The organism is Burkholderia sp. AU19243, from assembly GCF_018148075.1.
GTDB lineage: Bacteria > Pseudomonadota > Gammaproteobacteria > Burkholderiales > Burkholderiaceae > Burkholderia > Burkholderia latens_A.
Genome location: NZ_JAGSTV010000006.1, coordinates 32,053 through 47,609, shown reverse-complemented (window position 1 = coordinate 47,609; position 15,557 = coordinate 32,053). Strand labels below are relative to the sequence as shown.

The window sequence follows — 15,557 nt, the reverse complement described above, 5'->3', positions numbered from 1 at the left end:
CGCGACAGCCCTCGCGCGCTGCCCGCACGCCAGATGCATCCGTCGGCTGCGGGTCGTCGGTACGCTGCCCGCCGTGCGCACCTGCGACCGATCGCGCGCGTCAGAACTTCTGACGCATCCCGACGCTCACGATCGCCTGCGAGCGCGAATCGGACGAATGGCCGTTCGCCTTGTCCGACACCGACGCGGTCGCGGCCACCGGCCGGCCGAGCGCGTCGAGCGTCGTGCCCGACGCGTGCTGGTACGCCCCGAGCAGGTACACGCTGGTGCGCTTCGACAGGTCGTAGGCCGCGCCCAGCGTGACGTTGTGATACTGCGCGCGGTTGTCGATGCCGTCGACGTCACTGCCGCGCGTGTAGCTGTAGCCGGCGAACAGTTGCGTCTGCGGCCGCACGTTCCAGCGCGTGAACACGCCCGCGACGTTGAAGGTCGCATGGCCGTTGAACAGCGACTGCGGGCCGCCGCGGTACTGCACGTTGCTGTAGTTCACGCCGACCACTGCCGCACCGAAGTCGTAAGTCGCGCCGGTCGCGACGATTTGCTGCGACTGCGCGCTCGCATAGCCTTCGTTGATCGACGAGTTGAACAGGCCGTCGTCGGTGCTTTGCCACTTGCCCGCCGCCGGATCGGCCGCGCCCGTCTTGCTGTTGTCCGAGCGCTCGTAGCCGACGCCGACGCGCAGCGGCCCGGACGCGTACGCCGCGCCGACGCTCCACGTATTGCGCCGCTTCATGCTGCCTGGTTGGCCGCCGAAGCCGTACAGCGCGCCGAACGTGAAGCCCGCATAGTTCGCGCTCGTGAACTTGATCGAGCTGTCGACGCGTGCGGTCTGGTCGAGATCGTCGATGTCGCCGGGATGCGCGCCGAAGCCGCCGATGAACGACGACGGCCCGACCGGGCTTACGAAGTCGTCGAGCGACGTGTACTGGCGGCCGAGCGTGACTGTCCCGTAGCGATTGCTGCCGACGCCGACGAACGCCTGGCGGCCGAACTGGCGGCCGCCCTGGCCCGACGTGCCGTTGGTGATGTCGAAGCCGTTCTCGAGCACGAACAGCGCGCGCATTCCGCCACCGAGATCTTCCGAACCCTTGATGCCCCAGCGGCTGCCGGACAGGTTGCCGGTAGTCAGGCCGACGTTCGAATGGCCGGTGTACGCGCCCGTCGAGCCGACCCGTTCGTTGCTGCGGTAGGTCACGCCCGCGTCGACGATCCCGTACAGCGTGACGGAGCTTTGCGCGGATGCGAGACCCGCGAGCGAGAGCAGCAGCGGTGCTGCGATCAGTTGCTTGTTCATGGTTTTTTAGCGTCTCCGGGCGACGAGCCCGTTGTTCTATGCGAGTAGCACGTGCGGTCGGCGAGATCCGCCGGCGTTTCGGTGTTCGATGTTGCCGGGCCGGCGGCGGCCGCACGCGGGAACGCGCACGTGCGATACGCGCGCGACGTCGCGGCGAGCATGCCCGCCGTGGCCGCCATGGTAGATGGAACCGGTTCCGTTCGATAGCGTAATAATGAAAACAGCTTCTTGCTGATTTCGAGACAATTCGTCGCGTCGCGCAAGACGCTGTACAGCGCGGCGACGCGCGCCAGATAATCGAGCACCGCCTTGCACGGGAGCCGCCGGCATGCATCACACAACCTTGCTGATTTTCGCCGCCGTCGCGTTCGTCGGAATCGCAACGCCCGGCCCGACCGTATTGCTCGCGCTGACCAATGGCTCGCGCTACGGCGTTCGCCGCGCGGCCTACGGCTTCGCCGGCGCGATGCTGTCCGACTTCGTGCTGATCGTCGCGGTCGCGCTCGGCCTCGGCGCGCTGCTGATCGCATCGGCGTTCTGGTTCTCGGTCGTGAAGTGGCTCGGCGCCGCCTATCTCGCGTACGTCGGCGTCCGGCTGCTCACGTCGAAGGGCACGCTCGACGTCGCCACCGCGCACGGCACCGAGGCGCCGGAGCGCAACGCGTCCATCTTCGCCAAGAGCTTCCTGACCGCGGCGACGAATCCGAAGGGCTACCTGTTTTTCTCCGCGTTCCTGCCGCAGTTCCTCGATCCGGCTGCGGCGCTCGCACCGCAATACGTCGCGCTCGCCGTGACGTTCGCGCTGCTCGACGGTGCGGTGATGTTCGGCTACGCGCTGCTCGGCGCACGCGCGGTGCGGGTGCTGAAGCGCGCGGGCGCGCTGTGGCTCGAGCGCACCTGCGGCGCGATGCTGCTCGTGCTGGCCGGTTCGCTCGCGCTGTATCGACGCCATGCGGCGTAGGCCGGATCGGCACGCACAACACATCGTTCGCGACTGACACGCGATGAAAGTCGATGCGCCGCCCCGCTCCGGCTTCCCCGGCCTGTCGCTCCGCCAGCTCGACCGCGCGGATCTCGACAAGTGGTTCGCGTATCTGTCGAATCCGGACGTCGTGCGCCACACGAGCTGGAACCTGCGTTCCCGCCGCGATCTGCTGCCGTTGTTCGCCAACATCGAATCGCCTCATCCGGACTCGATCCGCCGTCTCGCGATCGTCGACGACGCATCCGGCGCGCTGGCCGGCACGATCGGGCTGCATACGATATCGACGATTAATCGCTCCGCCGAAATTGCATACGATCTCGCGCCGCCGTACTGGGGGTGCGGCATCGCAAGCGCGCTCTGCGCGAGCGTCACAGCGTGGGCATTCGCAGCCGAAGGCTTCGTGCGCGTGCAAGGCGTCGTGCTGACGACCAATGCCGGCTCCGCGCGCGTACTCGAGAAATGCGGCTACCGGTACGAAGGCTTGCTGCGTGCATACAGGATGGTGCGCGGCGTGCCGCGCGATTTCGCGATGTACGCGCGCATCGCGACCGACTGACGCGCCGGCCGGCAAACGGACGCGGGTGGCCGTGCGATGCGTGCACGCCGCCGTCGACGCGATTGGACGATCCACGCCGAATTGGCGACAATCGCCGTTCCCCGCATCGACTGCTTCGTCATGAAAATCGCCGCGCTATCCGACATCCACGGCAACCTCGCCGCGCTCGACGCGGTGCTCGACGACGTGCGCCGCCGCGGCGCCGACGTGATCGTCAATCTCGGCGACATCGTGTCGGGGGCGCTCCAGCCGGCCGAAACGGCCGAGCGCCTGATTGCGCTCGACCTGCCAACCATCAAGGGCAATCACGAGCGACAACTGCTGACCGGGGATCGCGACACGATGGGTCCGTCCGATCGCTGGGCGCACGACACGCTGCGCGACGAGCATCGCGCATGGATCGCCGCGCTGCCCGAGCGCGTGACGCTCGGCGACGACGTGCTGCTCGTGCACGGCACGCCCGCGAGCGACCTCGTCTATTTCCTCGAAACGGTCACACCGGAAGGCTGCCGCGCGGCGACGCCCGATGAAATCGCGCAGCGCGCCGGCGACGTGCCGGCATCGCTGATCCTGTGCGGGCACACGCACGTGCCCCGCATCGCGAAGCTCGACGACGGCCGGCTCATCGTCAACCCGGGCAGCGTCGGGCTGCAGGCGTACGCCGACGATCAGCCGCATCCGCACCGGATCGAAACCGGTTCGCCGCATGCGCGCTATGCGATGGTGTCGCGCACGCGGGCCGGGTGGCACGCGGCGTTTCACGCGGTCGAGTACGACTGGCACACGGCCGCCGCCACCGCGGCATCGCGCGGGCGCGACGACTGGGCCGTCGCGCTGCGCACCGGGCGGTGCTGACGCATCGCCGCCTTCTCCACACCGCGTCCCACGCACGGCTCTGGTCAGATATCCGGCATTGACGATCGCGCCCGGCGGCGTCGACATGCACGATCTCGCCGCGCACCGCAGCGTCGCGCGGCATCACGCGGCGCCAGCCTGCCGCGTCACCCCGCTGCGCCGCGCCACCGCATCACGCCGCATTCGCGAGCGTCAACCGCGCTTCCAGGCCGCCGCCATCCGGCCGGTTGCGCAGCGTGAGCGTGCCGCCCATCGCGAGCGCAAGTTGTCGTGCGATCGCGAGGCCGAGCCCGGTGCCGCCCGTCTCGCGATTGCGTGACGTCTCGACGCGCCGGAACGGCTCGAACACCGCGTCGAGTTGATCGTCCGGAATGCCGGGCCCGCGGTCGAGCACCGCGATGACGGCGCCGCCGCCGGGCGCCGGCTGCACGTCGATCTCGGCCGCGCCCGCGAACTTCAGCGCGTTGTCGACGAGATTGCCGACGATCCGGCGCAGCGCCTTCGGCCGCGTGACGAGCGCGAGCGGGCCGCCGCCGTGCAGCGCGACATCCTGCCCCGCATCCGTGTAGTCGCACACGATGCTGTCGAGCAGCGCATCGAGGTCGATGCGACGCGCGGCCTCTTCCGTGCCGTGCAGCGTGCGCGCATATGCGACGCCTTCCTTCACCAGATGCTCCATCTCGATCAGGTCCTGGCGCAGCTTCGCCCCCTGCGCGTCGTCGTCCATCACGTCGACGCGCAACCGCATCCGCGTGATCGGCGTCTGCAAGTCGTGCGAGATCGACGCAAGGATCTGCATGCGTTCCGCCATGTACTGCGCGATGCGGTCCTGCATCGCATTGAACGCCCGCGCGGCGCGCGCGACTTCGGACGGCCCGTCCTCGCGCAGGCGTTCGCCCTTCAGGTCGGGGCCGAGCGCGTCGGCCGCCTGCGCGAGCTGGTTCAGCGGCCGCGTCGCGAGCCGCACCGCGATCCAGCAGCACGCGGCCAGCACCGCCAGTTGCAGCGCGAGCACGTAAGGCAGCCACCCCGACAGCGGCACCGTCGACATCGGATGGATGTCGATCGTCAGCGGCGAGCCGTCGGTCAGGCGCAGATGTACTTGCAGATGCTCGCTATCGCCCGGCATCGCGTTCGCGGTCAGCGGATAGTCGCCACCGATGCCGTCCGAAATCGAGCGCTCGACGCGCGCCGACAGTCTTGCCTCCGGCGGCGTTCCCGTCTCGCCGGGGCCGAGGATGAATGCGTAGCTGCGCCGCGCGAGACGCGGCAGCCATGCGGCGCGCTGGTCCGGCGGAAGATGGTCGAGCAGCGCGACCGAGCTCGCGACCTCGCGCTCGATGTAGCCCATCATCAGGTTGGTCGTTGCCTGGTCGCGCTCCATCACGGTGAGCCAGAACGAGAGCGTCTGCGCGAGCACGAGGCCGACGCACAGGATCAGCGCGAGCCGGGTGAACAGCGAGCGCGGCCAGTGCCACAGCGTGCGCGCGTTCATGCGTCGCCTTCCACCGACGTCACCGCCGACGAGAACACGTAACCCTCGTTTCGCAGCGTCTTGATGTAGCGCGGCTCGCGCGCGCCGTCGCGCAGCCGCTGGCGCAGCCGGCTCACGAGCAGGTCGATCGACCGGTCGAACGGATCGGACTGCCGGCCCTGCGTAAGGTTGAGCAGCTGATCGCGGGTCAGTACGCGTTGCGGGTTGTCGACGAACACGCGCAGCAGCCGGTATTCGGCGCCGCTCAGCGCGACCAGCGTGCCTTCGGCGTCGAGCAGATGGCGCCCCGTCGTGTCGAGACGCCATTCGCCGAACGCGAGCATCGCGGCCGTCTCCGTCACCTGCATGCCGGGCGGCAGCATCCGCGCGCGCCGCAGCACCGAGCGGATCCGCGCGAGCAGCTCTCGCACCGCGAACGGCTTCGCGAGATAGTCGTCGGCGCCCATTTCGAGGCCGATGATGCGGTCGGTTTCCTCGCCGCGCGCGGTCAGCATCAGCACCGGCACCGTGCGGAACTTGCCGGCGCGCAGATCCCGGCACAGCGTGAGCCCGTCCTCGCCGGGCAGCATCAGGTCGAGCACGATCAGGTCGGGCGCGCCGTCGTCGAGCACGTTGCGCATCTCGCGGCCGTTCGCGGCGACCGACACGCGCATGCCGTTCTTCTCGAGGTAATCCGCGATCAGTTCGCGGATCGCGCGATCGTCGTCGACGATCAGTACGTGGTCGATTTTGTCCATGAATCGGTGTCGGTGTCGTGAGGGTTCGCCTGGCGATGTCCGCTGTTATACCGCACCGCGGGCGCGCATTTGTATCGCAATGTATCGCGCCGCCACGACGACACACAACATTGCACATGCGCGACCGGCCGGACACATCGCAGATACGTCGGCGCGGCCCAATGGGGGCTGTCGAAACCTGTCCGGCCGACGCACCCGCGCGACGGCCGCCCTACCCGGAGAACCGCCATGCTGCCCCGATTCAAGACCGCCGCCTTCGTGATCGCCCTCGCCGCCACGGCGGGGCTCGCCGCGTTCGCCGGCACCCGCGACGACCCCGGCATGACCGCGTCGCTCGCCGGCACGCAGGCGCCCGATTTCACCGGCATCGAGCGCTGGCACAACAGCGCGCCGCTCAAGCTGGACCAGTTGCGCGGCAAGGTCGTGCTGGTCGATTTCTGGACGTACTCGTGCATCAACTGCATTCATACGATTCCGTACGTGAACGACTGGTACCGGAAGTATCGCGACCAGGGGCTCGTCGTGGTCGGCGTGCATACGCCCGAGTATCCGTTCGAGCGCGATGCGAAGAACGTTGCCGACGCGATCAAGCGTTTCGACATCCGGTATCCGGTCGCGCAGGATAACCGCTACGACACGTGGCGCGCGTACGGGAATCAGTACTGGCCCACGCTGTATCTGATCGACGCGAACGGGAAAGTCGTCTACACGCGGTATGGCGAAGGCGGGTATGACAAGACCGAGGCGGCGATTCGCGGCGCGCTGGCGCAGGCGGGGACGACGCGGACGCAGTAGCAGGTCGGCACGTGCTGTTCGGTGCGGCTCACTTCGCCTTTGGGCGCGACGCGTACTCGTTCACGTCGAATGTCACCTCGAGTCCTCGCCGCTCCGCGTGCGCGACAAGGCCGTTGTCGAGCAGACGAATGCGCTCACCGGATCGAATGCCCGGGTACTCGTCCGCATAAGAGAAGTCGAGCGCGTACGCGGCCAGTCGGCCGACAGCGGGATTCGCTACAGCAGAGGCATAACCGGCGGACAACAGCAGGATGACGATGCCGAACACGAATGCACCCGCCGCGTGGTTGCCGATCGCGCGTTCGGCCGCTGCCACGCGTCCGAGCGTACATGCAAGCCAGCCGGTCGGATTCACTGCGAAGATGCGCAGGAATGGACGAAAAGATGACGTCGTCATCACGCCCAGAATCGACACGGAGCACACGAACAGCAGAATGGCACTGACAACGACGCCCCATCCGATGGGAATGAAAAGAACCGCGAACAGTGCCACCGTCACGTCGAATGACTGCGGGGGCAGTCGCACAACCATGCCGACGAACTGCCTTGAGACTCCCAAGCAGATTGGTGCAAGCAGCGTGCTCACAACGACGATCGGCATCGTCCCGATCTGCGACCGGCTGAATGCAAGCAGTTTCGGCACGAACCAGATCAAGAATCCGGCCATGAACAGTACCAACGGAACCGCCATCACCAACGTCAGCGTGCGTTGCTCCGTCCACGGAATCGCGACGAGGGCGCCCATGACGAGCGTCAACGCGGCATTGCCCGATGTGTAAAGTTTCCCGGAAGGCGATTGCGCCTTCCATTTCTCGAATAGAGGCTTGAGCAGGGTCATAGTGCGGGATGAAAAGGGGGTTCAAGCGGCGCGCATCGCCTGCGCGTGTTCCGTCACGGCAAGTACGCCACTGCACGATACACACCCACCCCGACACGGGCAATTTCGCCGCGACGCGTCAACGCGCGGCGAATTCCGCGTTACGGCCCCGCCCGGCTCCGCGCCGTCGCTTGACCTCGCCGCCCCCACGCCGTGCGTCGCTCGCTAGCGCTTTGCGTCGGCCTCCGCCAGCATCGCTTCACCGATCGCGAGATGCCCCTCCGCGATCAGCGCATCGGCCGCACCGCGCATATCGTCGACCGTCCTGTTCTGCCCGAGCTTGCGCTTGCCGACGAGCCGCGTGATCTCGATCTGCAGCCCGACGATCGACTGCAGCATCGCATCGAGATAGTCCTTCGGCGCGTCGGCCATCTTCCACGGCAACGGTTGCGACGCCTCGTGCGTGCGCGTCAGCCGCGCAACCACGCCCCGCACGAACTTCTCGTCGTCGCGCACCGTGATGCGGCCGTGCGCGTGCACGACCATGTAGTTCCAGGTCGGCACGTGCCGATGCGTGACGTGTTTGCTCGGATACCAGTTCGGCGAAACGTAGGCGTCGCCACCGCGGAAAATGACAAGCACCTCGTCGCCGTTCGCGACCTCCTGCCACACCGGATTCGCCCGCGCGACGTGCGCATGCAACTCGCCGGCGCCGCCATCGCCGGACACCAGCTCGAACGGAAGATGGTTCGCGTCGAGGCCGCTCTTCCCATGCGTGACCAGGCTGCCGAACGGGTGCTGCACGATCAGCTCGCGCAGCGCGTCGGGACGGGATTCGGCGAAATCGGCGGGGACATACATGGCGGCTCCACGGTCGGACAGGGTTCTGGCGGAAACGGGCACGGCATGCGCCGATTGTGAGCGTTATCTGGTTTATTCTGTAGAGCCAGTCTCGAACAATTTCAGCAGACCAGAATCATGGCCAGAACCGCCCGGATCGTCGAAATCCCGTCGCTCGGCACGCTCGACCGCGCGGCCGGCGATCTGAGCCGTCAACTCGCGCAGGCGTTGCGCAACGCGGTGCGCCGCGGCGACGTGAGGCCCGGCGACCTGCTGCCGTCCACGCGGCTGCTCGCGGCGTCGCTGCAAGTCGCGCGCGGAACCGTCGTCGATGCGTATGCGCAGCTTGTCGCCGAAGGGTTTCTCGAATCGCGCGGCGGCGCCGGCACGCGGGTCGCGAACGCGCTGGCGAAGCCTGCGCCCCCCGGCGAGCCGTCTGCGGCGCATCTGCGCACCGCTCACGGCGCGCCCACCGGCTTGCCCGAGCCGGCCGCGACGTTCGCGCGGATCGCCCGCGAATTTCGCCCATTGCCGGCCGCGCCGTTCGCGGTCTCGGTGCCGGCCGGCCCCACCGCGCCCGACGACATCTGGCGCCGCCTCGGCAACCGCTTGCGCGCCCGCGGCGACGGCGCGCCGTCCGGCTATTCGGATCCCCAGGGCGCATTGCCGCTGCGCGAAGCGATCGCCGACCACGTGCGCCGGTCGCGTTCGGTTCGCTGCAGTGCCGCTCAGGTCGTGATCACGAGCGGCACGCAGCAGGGGCTGCATCTCGCGACTCAGGTGCTGCTCGGCGCGGGCGATCGCGCGTGGGTCGAGAATCCCGCGTATCGCGGCATCACCGCGCTGCTCGACAGCACCGGGCGGTGCGATGCGATGGTGCGCGTGCCGGTCGACGCGGACGGCATCGACGTCGAAGCCGGCATCCGCGCCGCACCCGACGCACGCGCGGCATTCGTCACGCCGTCGCACCAGTACCCGCTCGGCATGCCGATGAGCATGGCGCGGCGCAATGCGCTGCTCGGGTGGGCGCGCACGCATCGCGCCTGGGTCGTCGAAGACGATTACGACAGCGAGCTGCGTTACGAAGGCCATCCGTTTCCGTCGCTGCAAGGGCTCGATCCGGATCGCGTCGTCTATCTCGGCACCTTCAGCAAGATCCTGTTCCCGTCGCTTCGGCTCGGCTACGTGATCACGCCCGACAGCCTCGTTCCGGCGTTTTGCGGCGCGCGCGTGCTGATGGATCGCCACGCGCCGACGGCCGATCAGCACGTGCTCGCCGCGTTCATCGCCGAAGGTCACCTCGACCGCCACATCCGCCGCGTGCGAGGCGTCTACGCGGAACAGCGCGCGCTGCTGATCGACACGCTGCACGCGCGACTGCCGCGCGAGCTCGCGTGGCTCCAGCCGGGCAACCAGGGCATGCACGTCGTACTGTGGCTCGCGCAACGGCTCGACGATGTCGACGTGGTCGCGCGCGCGGCGCTGGCCGGTGTCGCGGTGCGGGCCGTATCGCCGATGTTCGCACCGGGCACCGAACGCAGCGGCCTCGTGCTCGGTTTCGGCGGGTTCGAGCGCGCGCTGATGGAGGCGGCCGCGCAGCGGCTCGCACACGTGATCGGCGAAGCGGCTGCGGGCCGCTGATCCGGCGAATCGCCGCGCGCACGTACACGCAAAGATTGGCCGCAGGCAACAAACGTAATCGTCTGTAAATCTTGCAAGAAAACCGGCCTTTTCGTCACAGCCGCTGCCGGCCGGTTTGCTAGGATCGCGCCTTTTCCGCTCGGGCTCCCGCCGCCGTGACTCGCTTCGTGCCGTTTCTTCGCAATCTGTCGGTTCGCTGCCGTGACGGCGCTCGCGCGCTGGGTGCCGGCGCGTGGCAGCGCGTGCGCCACCCGACACGCCGCGGGATCGCGCTGACCGCCGGCGCGATCCCGCTGCTGGGCGTGCTCGTGCTGCTCGCGTTCGTTCCGTTCACGCCGAGCATCGGCGACATCCGCAAGGCGCGCATCGACCGCCCGGCGCGCGTGCTGTCGGCCGACGGCCAGCTGATCGCCGAGTTCCGACCGGTGAACCGCGAATGGGTGCCGCTCAAGCAGATCTCGCCGCACATGGTCGACGCGCTGATCGCGACCGAGGATCATCGCTTCTACGCACACCACGGGATCGACTGGCGCCGCACCCTCGCGGCGGGGCTGCATACGTTTTCTGGCAGCCGTCAGGGCGGCTCGACGATCACGCAGCAGCTCGCGCGCAACCTGTACCCGGACGAAGTCGGGCGCGCGCCCACGCTCACGCGCAAGCTGAAGGAGCTGATCACCGCATTCAAGATCGAGATCGTCTACAGCAAGGACGAAATTCTCGAGACCTACCTGAACACCGTCCCGTTCCTCTACAACGCGTACGGCGTCGAAATGGCCGCGCGCACCTATTTCGGCAAATCGGCCGACGATCTCGACGTCGTCGAAAGCGCGACGCTCGTCGGGATGCTGAAGGGCAACAGCTACTACAACCCGGTGCTGAATCCGGAACGCGCGGTTCAGCGCCGCAACATCGTGCTCGGCCGGATGGCCGCAATGGGCATGCTGTCGCCGCGGCAACTCGCGCAACTGCAGCGGCGGCCGCTGCGCGTCGACTTCGAACCGCAGACAGCGCAGCCCGGCCCCGCGCCGCATTTCGCGGTACAGCTGCGCAAGTGGCTGATCGCGTGGGCCGACCGCAACAACTACGATCTCTATTCCGACGGCCTCGTCGTGCGCACGACGCTCGATGCGCGCTTGCAGGACATGGCGACGCAAGCGCTCGTGCAGCAGACCGACCGCCTGCAGGCGATCGCCGACAGCGCGTGGCGCGGCCCGTCCGGCTGCGGGCTGCGCAACGACCTGTTCCGCGGCTTCATTCGGCAGACGCCCGATTATCGCGCCGCGCGCGACGCGGGGCTCGCCGATACGGCAGCGCTGAAGCAGCTCGGCGCGAATCGCGCGTTCATGCGTGCGCTGTGCGAGCGCAAGACGCAGGTCCAGGCCGGCTTCGTCGCGATCGATCCGCGCAACGGCGCGATCCGCGCGTGGGTCGGCAGCCCCGACTTCGGCAGCGAGCCGTTCGACCATGTCGTGCAGGCGCGGCGCCAGCCCGGCTCGACGTTCAAGCCGTTCGTCTACGGCGCCGCGTTCGCGGACGGCATGCGTCCGGGCGATACGTTCGTCGATCGCCCGGTCGCGATCCCGATCGGCACGCATGCGGTGTGGCGCCCGACCGACGCCGAGCCGCCGACGGACGCGCCGATGACGCTGCGCGACGGACTCGCGCTGTCACGCAACCGCATCACCGCACAGGTGATGCAGCGCGAAGGCGCGGCGAAGGTCGCGCAGCTCGCGCGCGCGATGGGCGTGCGCGACAGCCCGCTCGACGCGGTGCCGTCGCTCGCGCTCGGCACGAGCCCGGTCACGCTGAAGGAAATGGTGTCCGCGTACGGGACGATCGCGAACCGCGGCGTGTACGTCGCGCCGCAGATGATCACGCGCATCGAGGATCGCGATGGCAAGGTGCTCGCCGCGTTCGGCAGCGCGCCGCCAGAACGCGCGCTGCCGGAGACGGCGGCGCAGACGCTCGTCGACACGATGCGCAGCGTCGTCGACTACGGGACCGGTGCCGACATTCGGTCGCGCTACGGGATCCGCATCGACGTGGCAGGCAAGACCGGCACGACCCAGGACAACACGGACGGCTGGTTCATCCTGATGCATCCGCAACTGGTGGCCGGCGCGTGGGTCGGCTTCGACGACGGCAGCGTGACGCTGCGCAGCGACTACTGGGGCGCGGGCGCGCACAGCGCGCTGCCGATCGTCGGGTCGTTCTACGATGCGGCGCTGCGTGCACGCGCAATCGATCCGCATGCGCAGTTCTCGCCGGACTTCCGGCCGCGCAGCGCGCCCGCGCCGGTGCCGAGGCGGCGGCCGCATGTCGGGCTGTTCGACTGGCTGAAGATTTTCCGCTGATCGCGGCAGCGCGATGGCGCTTCATGCGGCCGATCCGAAGGAATCGCAACGCGCACGGGCGGTGCATCGCACGCTAGAGGGCCCACGGCTACGCACACTGAATGAACGGCCTCGCCGACACGCTTGAATCGGGCCGGCAGCAATGCCGGCCATTCGTCAGTCCGCCGTGTCGCCGTTCTTCGGCAATTTCGACCATGCGTGGCGGCCCGGCGCCGGCGACCATGCGGGCCGCGTCTTGCGTTCGCTGTCGATGACGACCAGATAGCGGCCGGCAATCGGCGTGATGTCGCGATCATGGCGCAGCACCCACAGCGACTTGCCCGCCTCGACGCGCGCCTGGTAGTCGTCGTCGAGGATGCCGTGACGGTCGAGGAACGTGTTCAGAGATGCGGGAATCCGCACGCACCCCTTCGAGTGCCGGATGCCTAGCAGCGGCTCGAGGCGGTCCGGATCGGTGGCATGCATCTGGAAGCGCATCGGCGACTTGCCGCCCTTGCCCCAGCCACGCTCGCCGTCCACCCAGCCGAAGTCGTAGATCCGCATGTCGCGCTGCCCGTAGCCGCGAATGCCGTTGTCGTTGGTCGTGCCTTCCGCACGAAAGTCCATGTGATCGGGCGAATGATGGAACACGCCCAGCGGCGTCAGGAAGTGATCGTACTGTCCGGGCCAGCCGGTGCCGACCGGCGACGCGCCGATCATCAGCCATTCATTCTTCGGCGTCGCACGGAAGTAGATGAACAGTGCCTGCACGTTCGGCGCGCGATCGACCATCGCGACGTATTCGCCTGCGAGGTCGCCGAGGTTCGCATCGTCGAGCGCCTTCTGAAGCCGCTCGCCGTACGCACGTTGTTCGCTCGCGGGCACGTTCAGGCGCCGTGTGACTTCCTGCGGGAAGCGCTTGCGCATGTCGATCGCGCGTGCGGTCGCGTCTTTCGCCTCGTCGGCCGACAACGGCGGATGCAGGCGCGGCGGCGTCGGTGCGGCGGCCTCGGATTCGCTCGCGGGCATGCCGGACGCGGCCGATGCGGGCGATGCCGCAGAAGCCGGCGATGCAGCGGACGCGGCGAGCGCCGATGCGTCGCTCGCGGGCGCGGCGTGGTGAGGTGCGGCGGAGGCGGTTGACGATGGTGTCGCTGCCGGCGACGCATGCGCGGACGAAGCCGAATGCGCGGCGGAACCGGGATGGGCGGACGAAGCCATTGCTGAGGATGGCGTAGCAACTGACGCCGGCGCGTCGGACGCGGCCGACGCCGGCTGCTCGACGAGCATGGAAATCGGGACAGCGGCAGCGAGCCACATCGATGCGGCTGCGAGGGTACGGCGGCGCGGTGTGGACAAACGCCGCGCGAGGTCGGAAAGTGTCATGCGATCGAGGCCATCGGCCGAACCGGCCGCCGCACGCGGCGGCGGCACGTCTTCCGCGCAAGCCATCGACACGCCGGACACACGCTGGGCATCCGGCGCCGACGCCTCTTCGCGGTGGGGCCGTGCGCGCATGAACGCGTCCGGCACGATGGCGGCTAATGAGTCGTCAGGTCTTTCATTCTACTCGGGCGAACACGGATCCGCAGGGCCGAACCCCCGGTTTTGCGGGGATTTTGCGCTTGGTCACGCTTTGTTTCAACTCGTTGCGGGTTGCGTCGCGGGTGCAGCGCAGGCTGACGTGTTCGCGATTTCCGGCCACGTGTGCGCGCGCACTCGAGATGCGCGCCCCCTCCGTTGCCTACTTCGAAATGGTTTCGAGCGCGATGCCTTTCGTGCGCGGCCCCATGAACCCGATCGCTGCCATCACGATGACCATCGCGCCCGCGATGAACGCAAACACGCCAAACGTGCCGAAGCCTTTCAGCACGGCCGCGATGACGAACGACGAGAAGATCGCCGAGAACCGGCTCCACGAGTAGACGAAGCCCACCGCGCGCGCGCGGATCGAAGTGGGGAAAAGTTCGGCCTGGTACGCGTGGAAGCTGTACGACATGATGTTGCTCGCAAGCGTGAGACCGATGCCGAGCACGATCAGGAACGCGCCGATCGTCGTCTGGCTGAACAACAGCCCGCACACCACGATCGCCGCCGCCATCGCGACGATCACCGACTTGCGCTCGAAGCGGTCGGCGATCACGAGGCCGATTAGCGGGCCGAGCGGCGCGGCGAGCGCAATCACGCTCGAATACATGAGGCTCGACGTGATCGTGATGCCCTGTTTGATCAGCAGCGTCGGCACCCAGTTCGCGAAGCCGTAGAAGCCGACCGTCTGGAACACGTTGAAGATCGTCATCATGATCGTGCGGCTGCGATACGGCGGCACCCACATGTCGCGGAAACTGCCGCGCGGCGGCACCGGTTCCGCCGGCGCGGGCGGCGGTAGCGGCCGGCCGTATTCGGCTTCGACCTTCGCCTCGAGCGCGCGCATGATGCGGTCGGCTTCATCGACGCGGCCCTGTTGCGCGAGCCAGCGCGGGCTCTCCGGCAGTTCGCGGCGAATCCACCACACGAACAGCGCGCCGTGCGCGCCGATCAGCACGACCCAGCGCCAGCCGTCGACGCCGAACGGCGCGTGCGGCACGAGCAGGTACGCGAGGAACGCGACCACCGGCACCGCGACGAAGCCGACCGCCTGCTCGCACGCGAACGCGCGGCCGCGTATCTGCTTCGGCACGAGTTCGGAGATGTACGTGCCGATCGTGACCATCTCGACCCCGAGCCCGAGGCCGACGACGAAACGCCAGAAGTTCAGACCGCCCGCCGTGTCCTGGAACGCCATCACGACGTTGGCGGCCGTGTACCACAGCAGCGACCACGTGAAGATCGCGCGGCGGCCGAAGCGGTCCGCGAGGAAGCCGCATGCGATCGTGCCGATGAAGAGGCCGGAGAACAGCGCGGCGATGAAGCTCGCGACGCCCGTGGTGCCGAACAACCCGTGCGTGGTCGCAGACAGGATCCCGCTTTTCACGAGCCCGGGCGCGACGTAGCCGCTATACAGCAGATCGTACAGTTCGAAGAAGAAGCCGAGGCTCAGCAGCACGACGAGCTTCCAGACGCTGCGGGTGGGCGGCAGGCGGTCGAGGCGTGCCGAGATCGAGCCGGGGTCGATGGAGGAAGACGAGGCAGCTGCCTCGGGAATGCTGTCCGTTGAGACCATCTTGGTCGTGTCTCCTGATCGTGTCGTGTGTTGTTGTACAGCGCGC

The 15,557-nt window shown here is 68.1% G+C and carries 13 protein-coding genes and 1 pseudogene; 6 read left to right on the top strand and 8 right to left on the bottom strand.

Annotated features, from left to right (window positions below):
* Positions 1–100: 100 nt before the first annotated feature.
* Together KDW55_RS13390 and KDW55_RS13385 are read right to left on the bottom strand one after the other, a co-directional pair.
* On the bottom strand, positions 101–1,294 hold the full coding sequence (locus KDW55_RS13390) for a porin (RefSeq protein ID WP_069243333.1): 1,194 nt from the start codon (positions 1,292–1,294) through the stop codon (positions 101–103).
* Complete coding sequence (locus KDW55_RS13385) at positions 1,291–1,599, bottom strand: hypothetical protein (protein ID WP_212149776.1); 309 nt, start codon at positions 1,597–1,599, stop codon at positions 1,291–1,293. Before KDW55_RS13385 ends, KDW55_RS13390 begins: the two co-directional genes overlap by 4 nt.
* A gap of 23 nt (positions 1,600–1,622) precedes the next feature.
* Here KDW55_RS13385 and KDW55_RS13380 point away from each other — a divergent pair, with 23 nt between their 5' ends.
* The 3 genes from KDW55_RS13380 to KDW55_RS13370 all read left to right on the top strand — a co-directional run bounded on the left by KDW55_RS13380 (position 1,623) and on the right by KDW55_RS13370 (position 3,690).
* The gene (locus KDW55_RS13380) at positions 1,623–2,255 is read left to right on the top strand and encodes a LysE family translocator (RefSeq protein ID WP_040138689.1); all 633 of its coding nucleotides are present in this window, start codon (positions 1,623–1,625) and stop codon (positions 2,253–2,255) included.
* A gap of 43 nt (positions 2,256–2,298) precedes the next feature.
* Complete coding sequence (locus tag KDW55_RS13375; RefSeq protein ID WP_040138690.1) at positions 2,299–2,835, top strand: GNAT family N-acetyltransferase; 537 nt, start codon at positions 2,299–2,301, stop codon at positions 2,833–2,835.
* A 120-nt stretch (positions 2,836–2,955) separates the two neighbouring features.
* Positions 2,956–3,690: a metallophosphoesterase family protein gene (locus KDW55_RS13370; RefSeq protein WP_212160430.1), complete on the top strand. Its 735-nt coding sequence runs from the start codon at positions 2,956–2,958 to the stop codon at positions 3,688–3,690.
* A gap of 172 nt (positions 3,691–3,862) precedes the next feature.
* Here KDW55_RS13370 and KDW55_RS13365 read toward each other — a convergent pair whose 3' ends face one another.
* A complete protein-coding gene (locus KDW55_RS13365; protein ID WP_209821967.1) occupies positions 3,863–5,185 on the bottom strand; it encodes an ATP-binding protein in 1,323 nt (440 codons plus the stop codon).
* Complete coding sequence (locus KDW55_RS13360; protein WP_059548575.1) at positions 5,182–5,922, bottom strand: response regulator; 741 nt, start codon at positions 5,920–5,922, stop codon at positions 5,182–5,184. The genes KDW55_RS13365 and KDW55_RS13360 overlap by 4 nt, the downstream gene beginning before the upstream one ends.
* 228 nt (positions 5,923–6,150) lie before the next feature.
* On the opposite strand from KDW55_RS13360, the gene KDW55_RS13355 reads away from it, so the two are divergent.
* On the top strand, positions 6,151–6,717 hold the full coding sequence (locus KDW55_RS13355) for a thioredoxin family protein (RefSeq protein ID WP_212197972.1): 567 nt from the start codon (positions 6,151–6,153) through the stop codon (positions 6,715–6,717).
* 28 nt (positions 6,718–6,745) lie between these two features.
* Here KDW55_RS13355 and KDW55_RS13350 read toward each other — a convergent pair whose 3' ends face one another.
* On the bottom strand, positions 6,746–7,555 hold the full coding sequence (locus tag KDW55_RS13350; protein ID WP_212160432.1) for a hypothetical protein: 810 nt from the start codon (positions 7,553–7,555) through the stop codon (positions 6,746–6,748).
* Between the two features lie 204 nt (positions 7,556–7,759).
* Positions 7,760–8,395, bottom strand: a complete 636-nt coding sequence (locus KDW55_RS13345; RefSeq protein WP_212160433.1) for an FMN-binding negative transcriptional regulator — start codon at positions 8,393–8,395, stop codon at positions 7,760–7,762.
* Positions 8,396–8,512: 117 nt separating this feature from the next.
* Here KDW55_RS13345 and KDW55_RS13340 point away from each other — a divergent pair, with 117 nt between their 5' ends.
* Together KDW55_RS13340 and KDW55_RS13335 are read left to right on the top strand one after the other, a co-directional pair.
* Positions 8,513–10,015, top strand: coding sequence for a PLP-dependent aminotransferase family protein (locus KDW55_RS13340; RefSeq protein ID WP_212160434.1), 1,503 nt, complete (start codon positions 8,513–8,515; stop codon positions 10,013–10,015).
* A 155-nt stretch (positions 10,016–10,170) separates the two neighbouring features.
* Positions 10,171–12,369 carry a transglycosylase domain-containing protein gene (locus KDW55_RS13335; protein WP_212160435.1) on the top strand — a complete coding sequence of 733 codons (2,199 nt, stop codon included), beginning with the start codon at positions 10,171–10,173 and terminating at the stop codon, positions 12,367–12,369.
* A 156-nt stretch (positions 12,370–12,525) separates the two neighbouring features.
* On the opposite strand, the pseudogene KDW55_RS13330 reads toward KDW55_RS13335, so the two are convergent.
* Positions 12,526–13,817 (bottom strand): annotated as a pseudogene (locus KDW55_RS13330) (hypothetical protein).
* 275 nt (positions 13,818–14,092) lie between these two features.
* Positions 14,093–15,511, bottom strand: coding sequence for an MFS transporter (locus KDW55_RS13325; RefSeq protein WP_040138699.1), 1,419 nt, complete (start codon positions 15,509–15,511; stop codon positions 14,093–14,095).
* Between the last annotated feature and the right edge of the window lie 46 nt (positions 15,512–15,557).

Coding starts and splice junctions, on each gene's coding strand:
- KDW55_RS13390 (WP_069243333.1), bottom strand. CDS start 1,294: ATGAACAAGCAACTGATCGCAGCACCGCTGCTGCTCTCGCTCGCGGGT.
- KDW55_RS13380 (WP_040138689.1), top strand. CDS start 1,623: ATGCATCACACAACCTTGCTGATTTTCGCCGCCGTCGCGTTCGTCGGA.
- KDW55_RS13375 (WP_040138690.1), top strand. CDS start 2,299: ATGAAAGTCGATGCGCCGCCCCGCTCCGGCTTCCCCGGCCTGTCGCTC.
- KDW55_RS13370 (WP_212160430.1), top strand. CDS start 2,956: ATGAAAATCGCCGCGCTATCCGACATCCACGGCAACCTCGCCGCGCTC.
- KDW55_RS13365 (WP_209821967.1), bottom strand. CDS start 5,185: ATGAACGCGCGCACGCTGTGGCACTGGCCGCGCTCGCTGTTCACCCGG.
- KDW55_RS13360 (WP_059548575.1), bottom strand. CDS start 5,922: ATGGACAAAATCGACCACGTACTGATCGTCGACGACGATCGCGCGATC.
- KDW55_RS13355 (WP_212197972.1), top strand. CDS start 6,151: ATGCTGCCCCGATTCAAGACCGCCGCCTTCGTGATCGCCCTCGCCGCC.
- KDW55_RS13350 (WP_212160432.1), bottom strand. CDS start 7,555: ATGACCCTGCTCAAGCCTCTATTCGAGAAATGGAAGGCGCAATCGCCT.
- KDW55_RS13345 (WP_212160433.1), bottom strand. CDS start 8,395: ATGTATGTCCCCGCCGATTTCGCCGAATCCCGTCCCGACGCGCTGCGC.
- KDW55_RS13340 (WP_212160434.1), top strand. CDS start 8,513: ATGGCCAGAACCGCCCGGATCGTCGAAATCCCGTCGCTCGGCACGCTC.
- KDW55_RS13325 (WP_040138699.1), bottom strand. CDS start 15,511: ATGGTCTCAACGGACAGCATTCCCGAGGCAGCTGCCTCGTCTTCCTCC.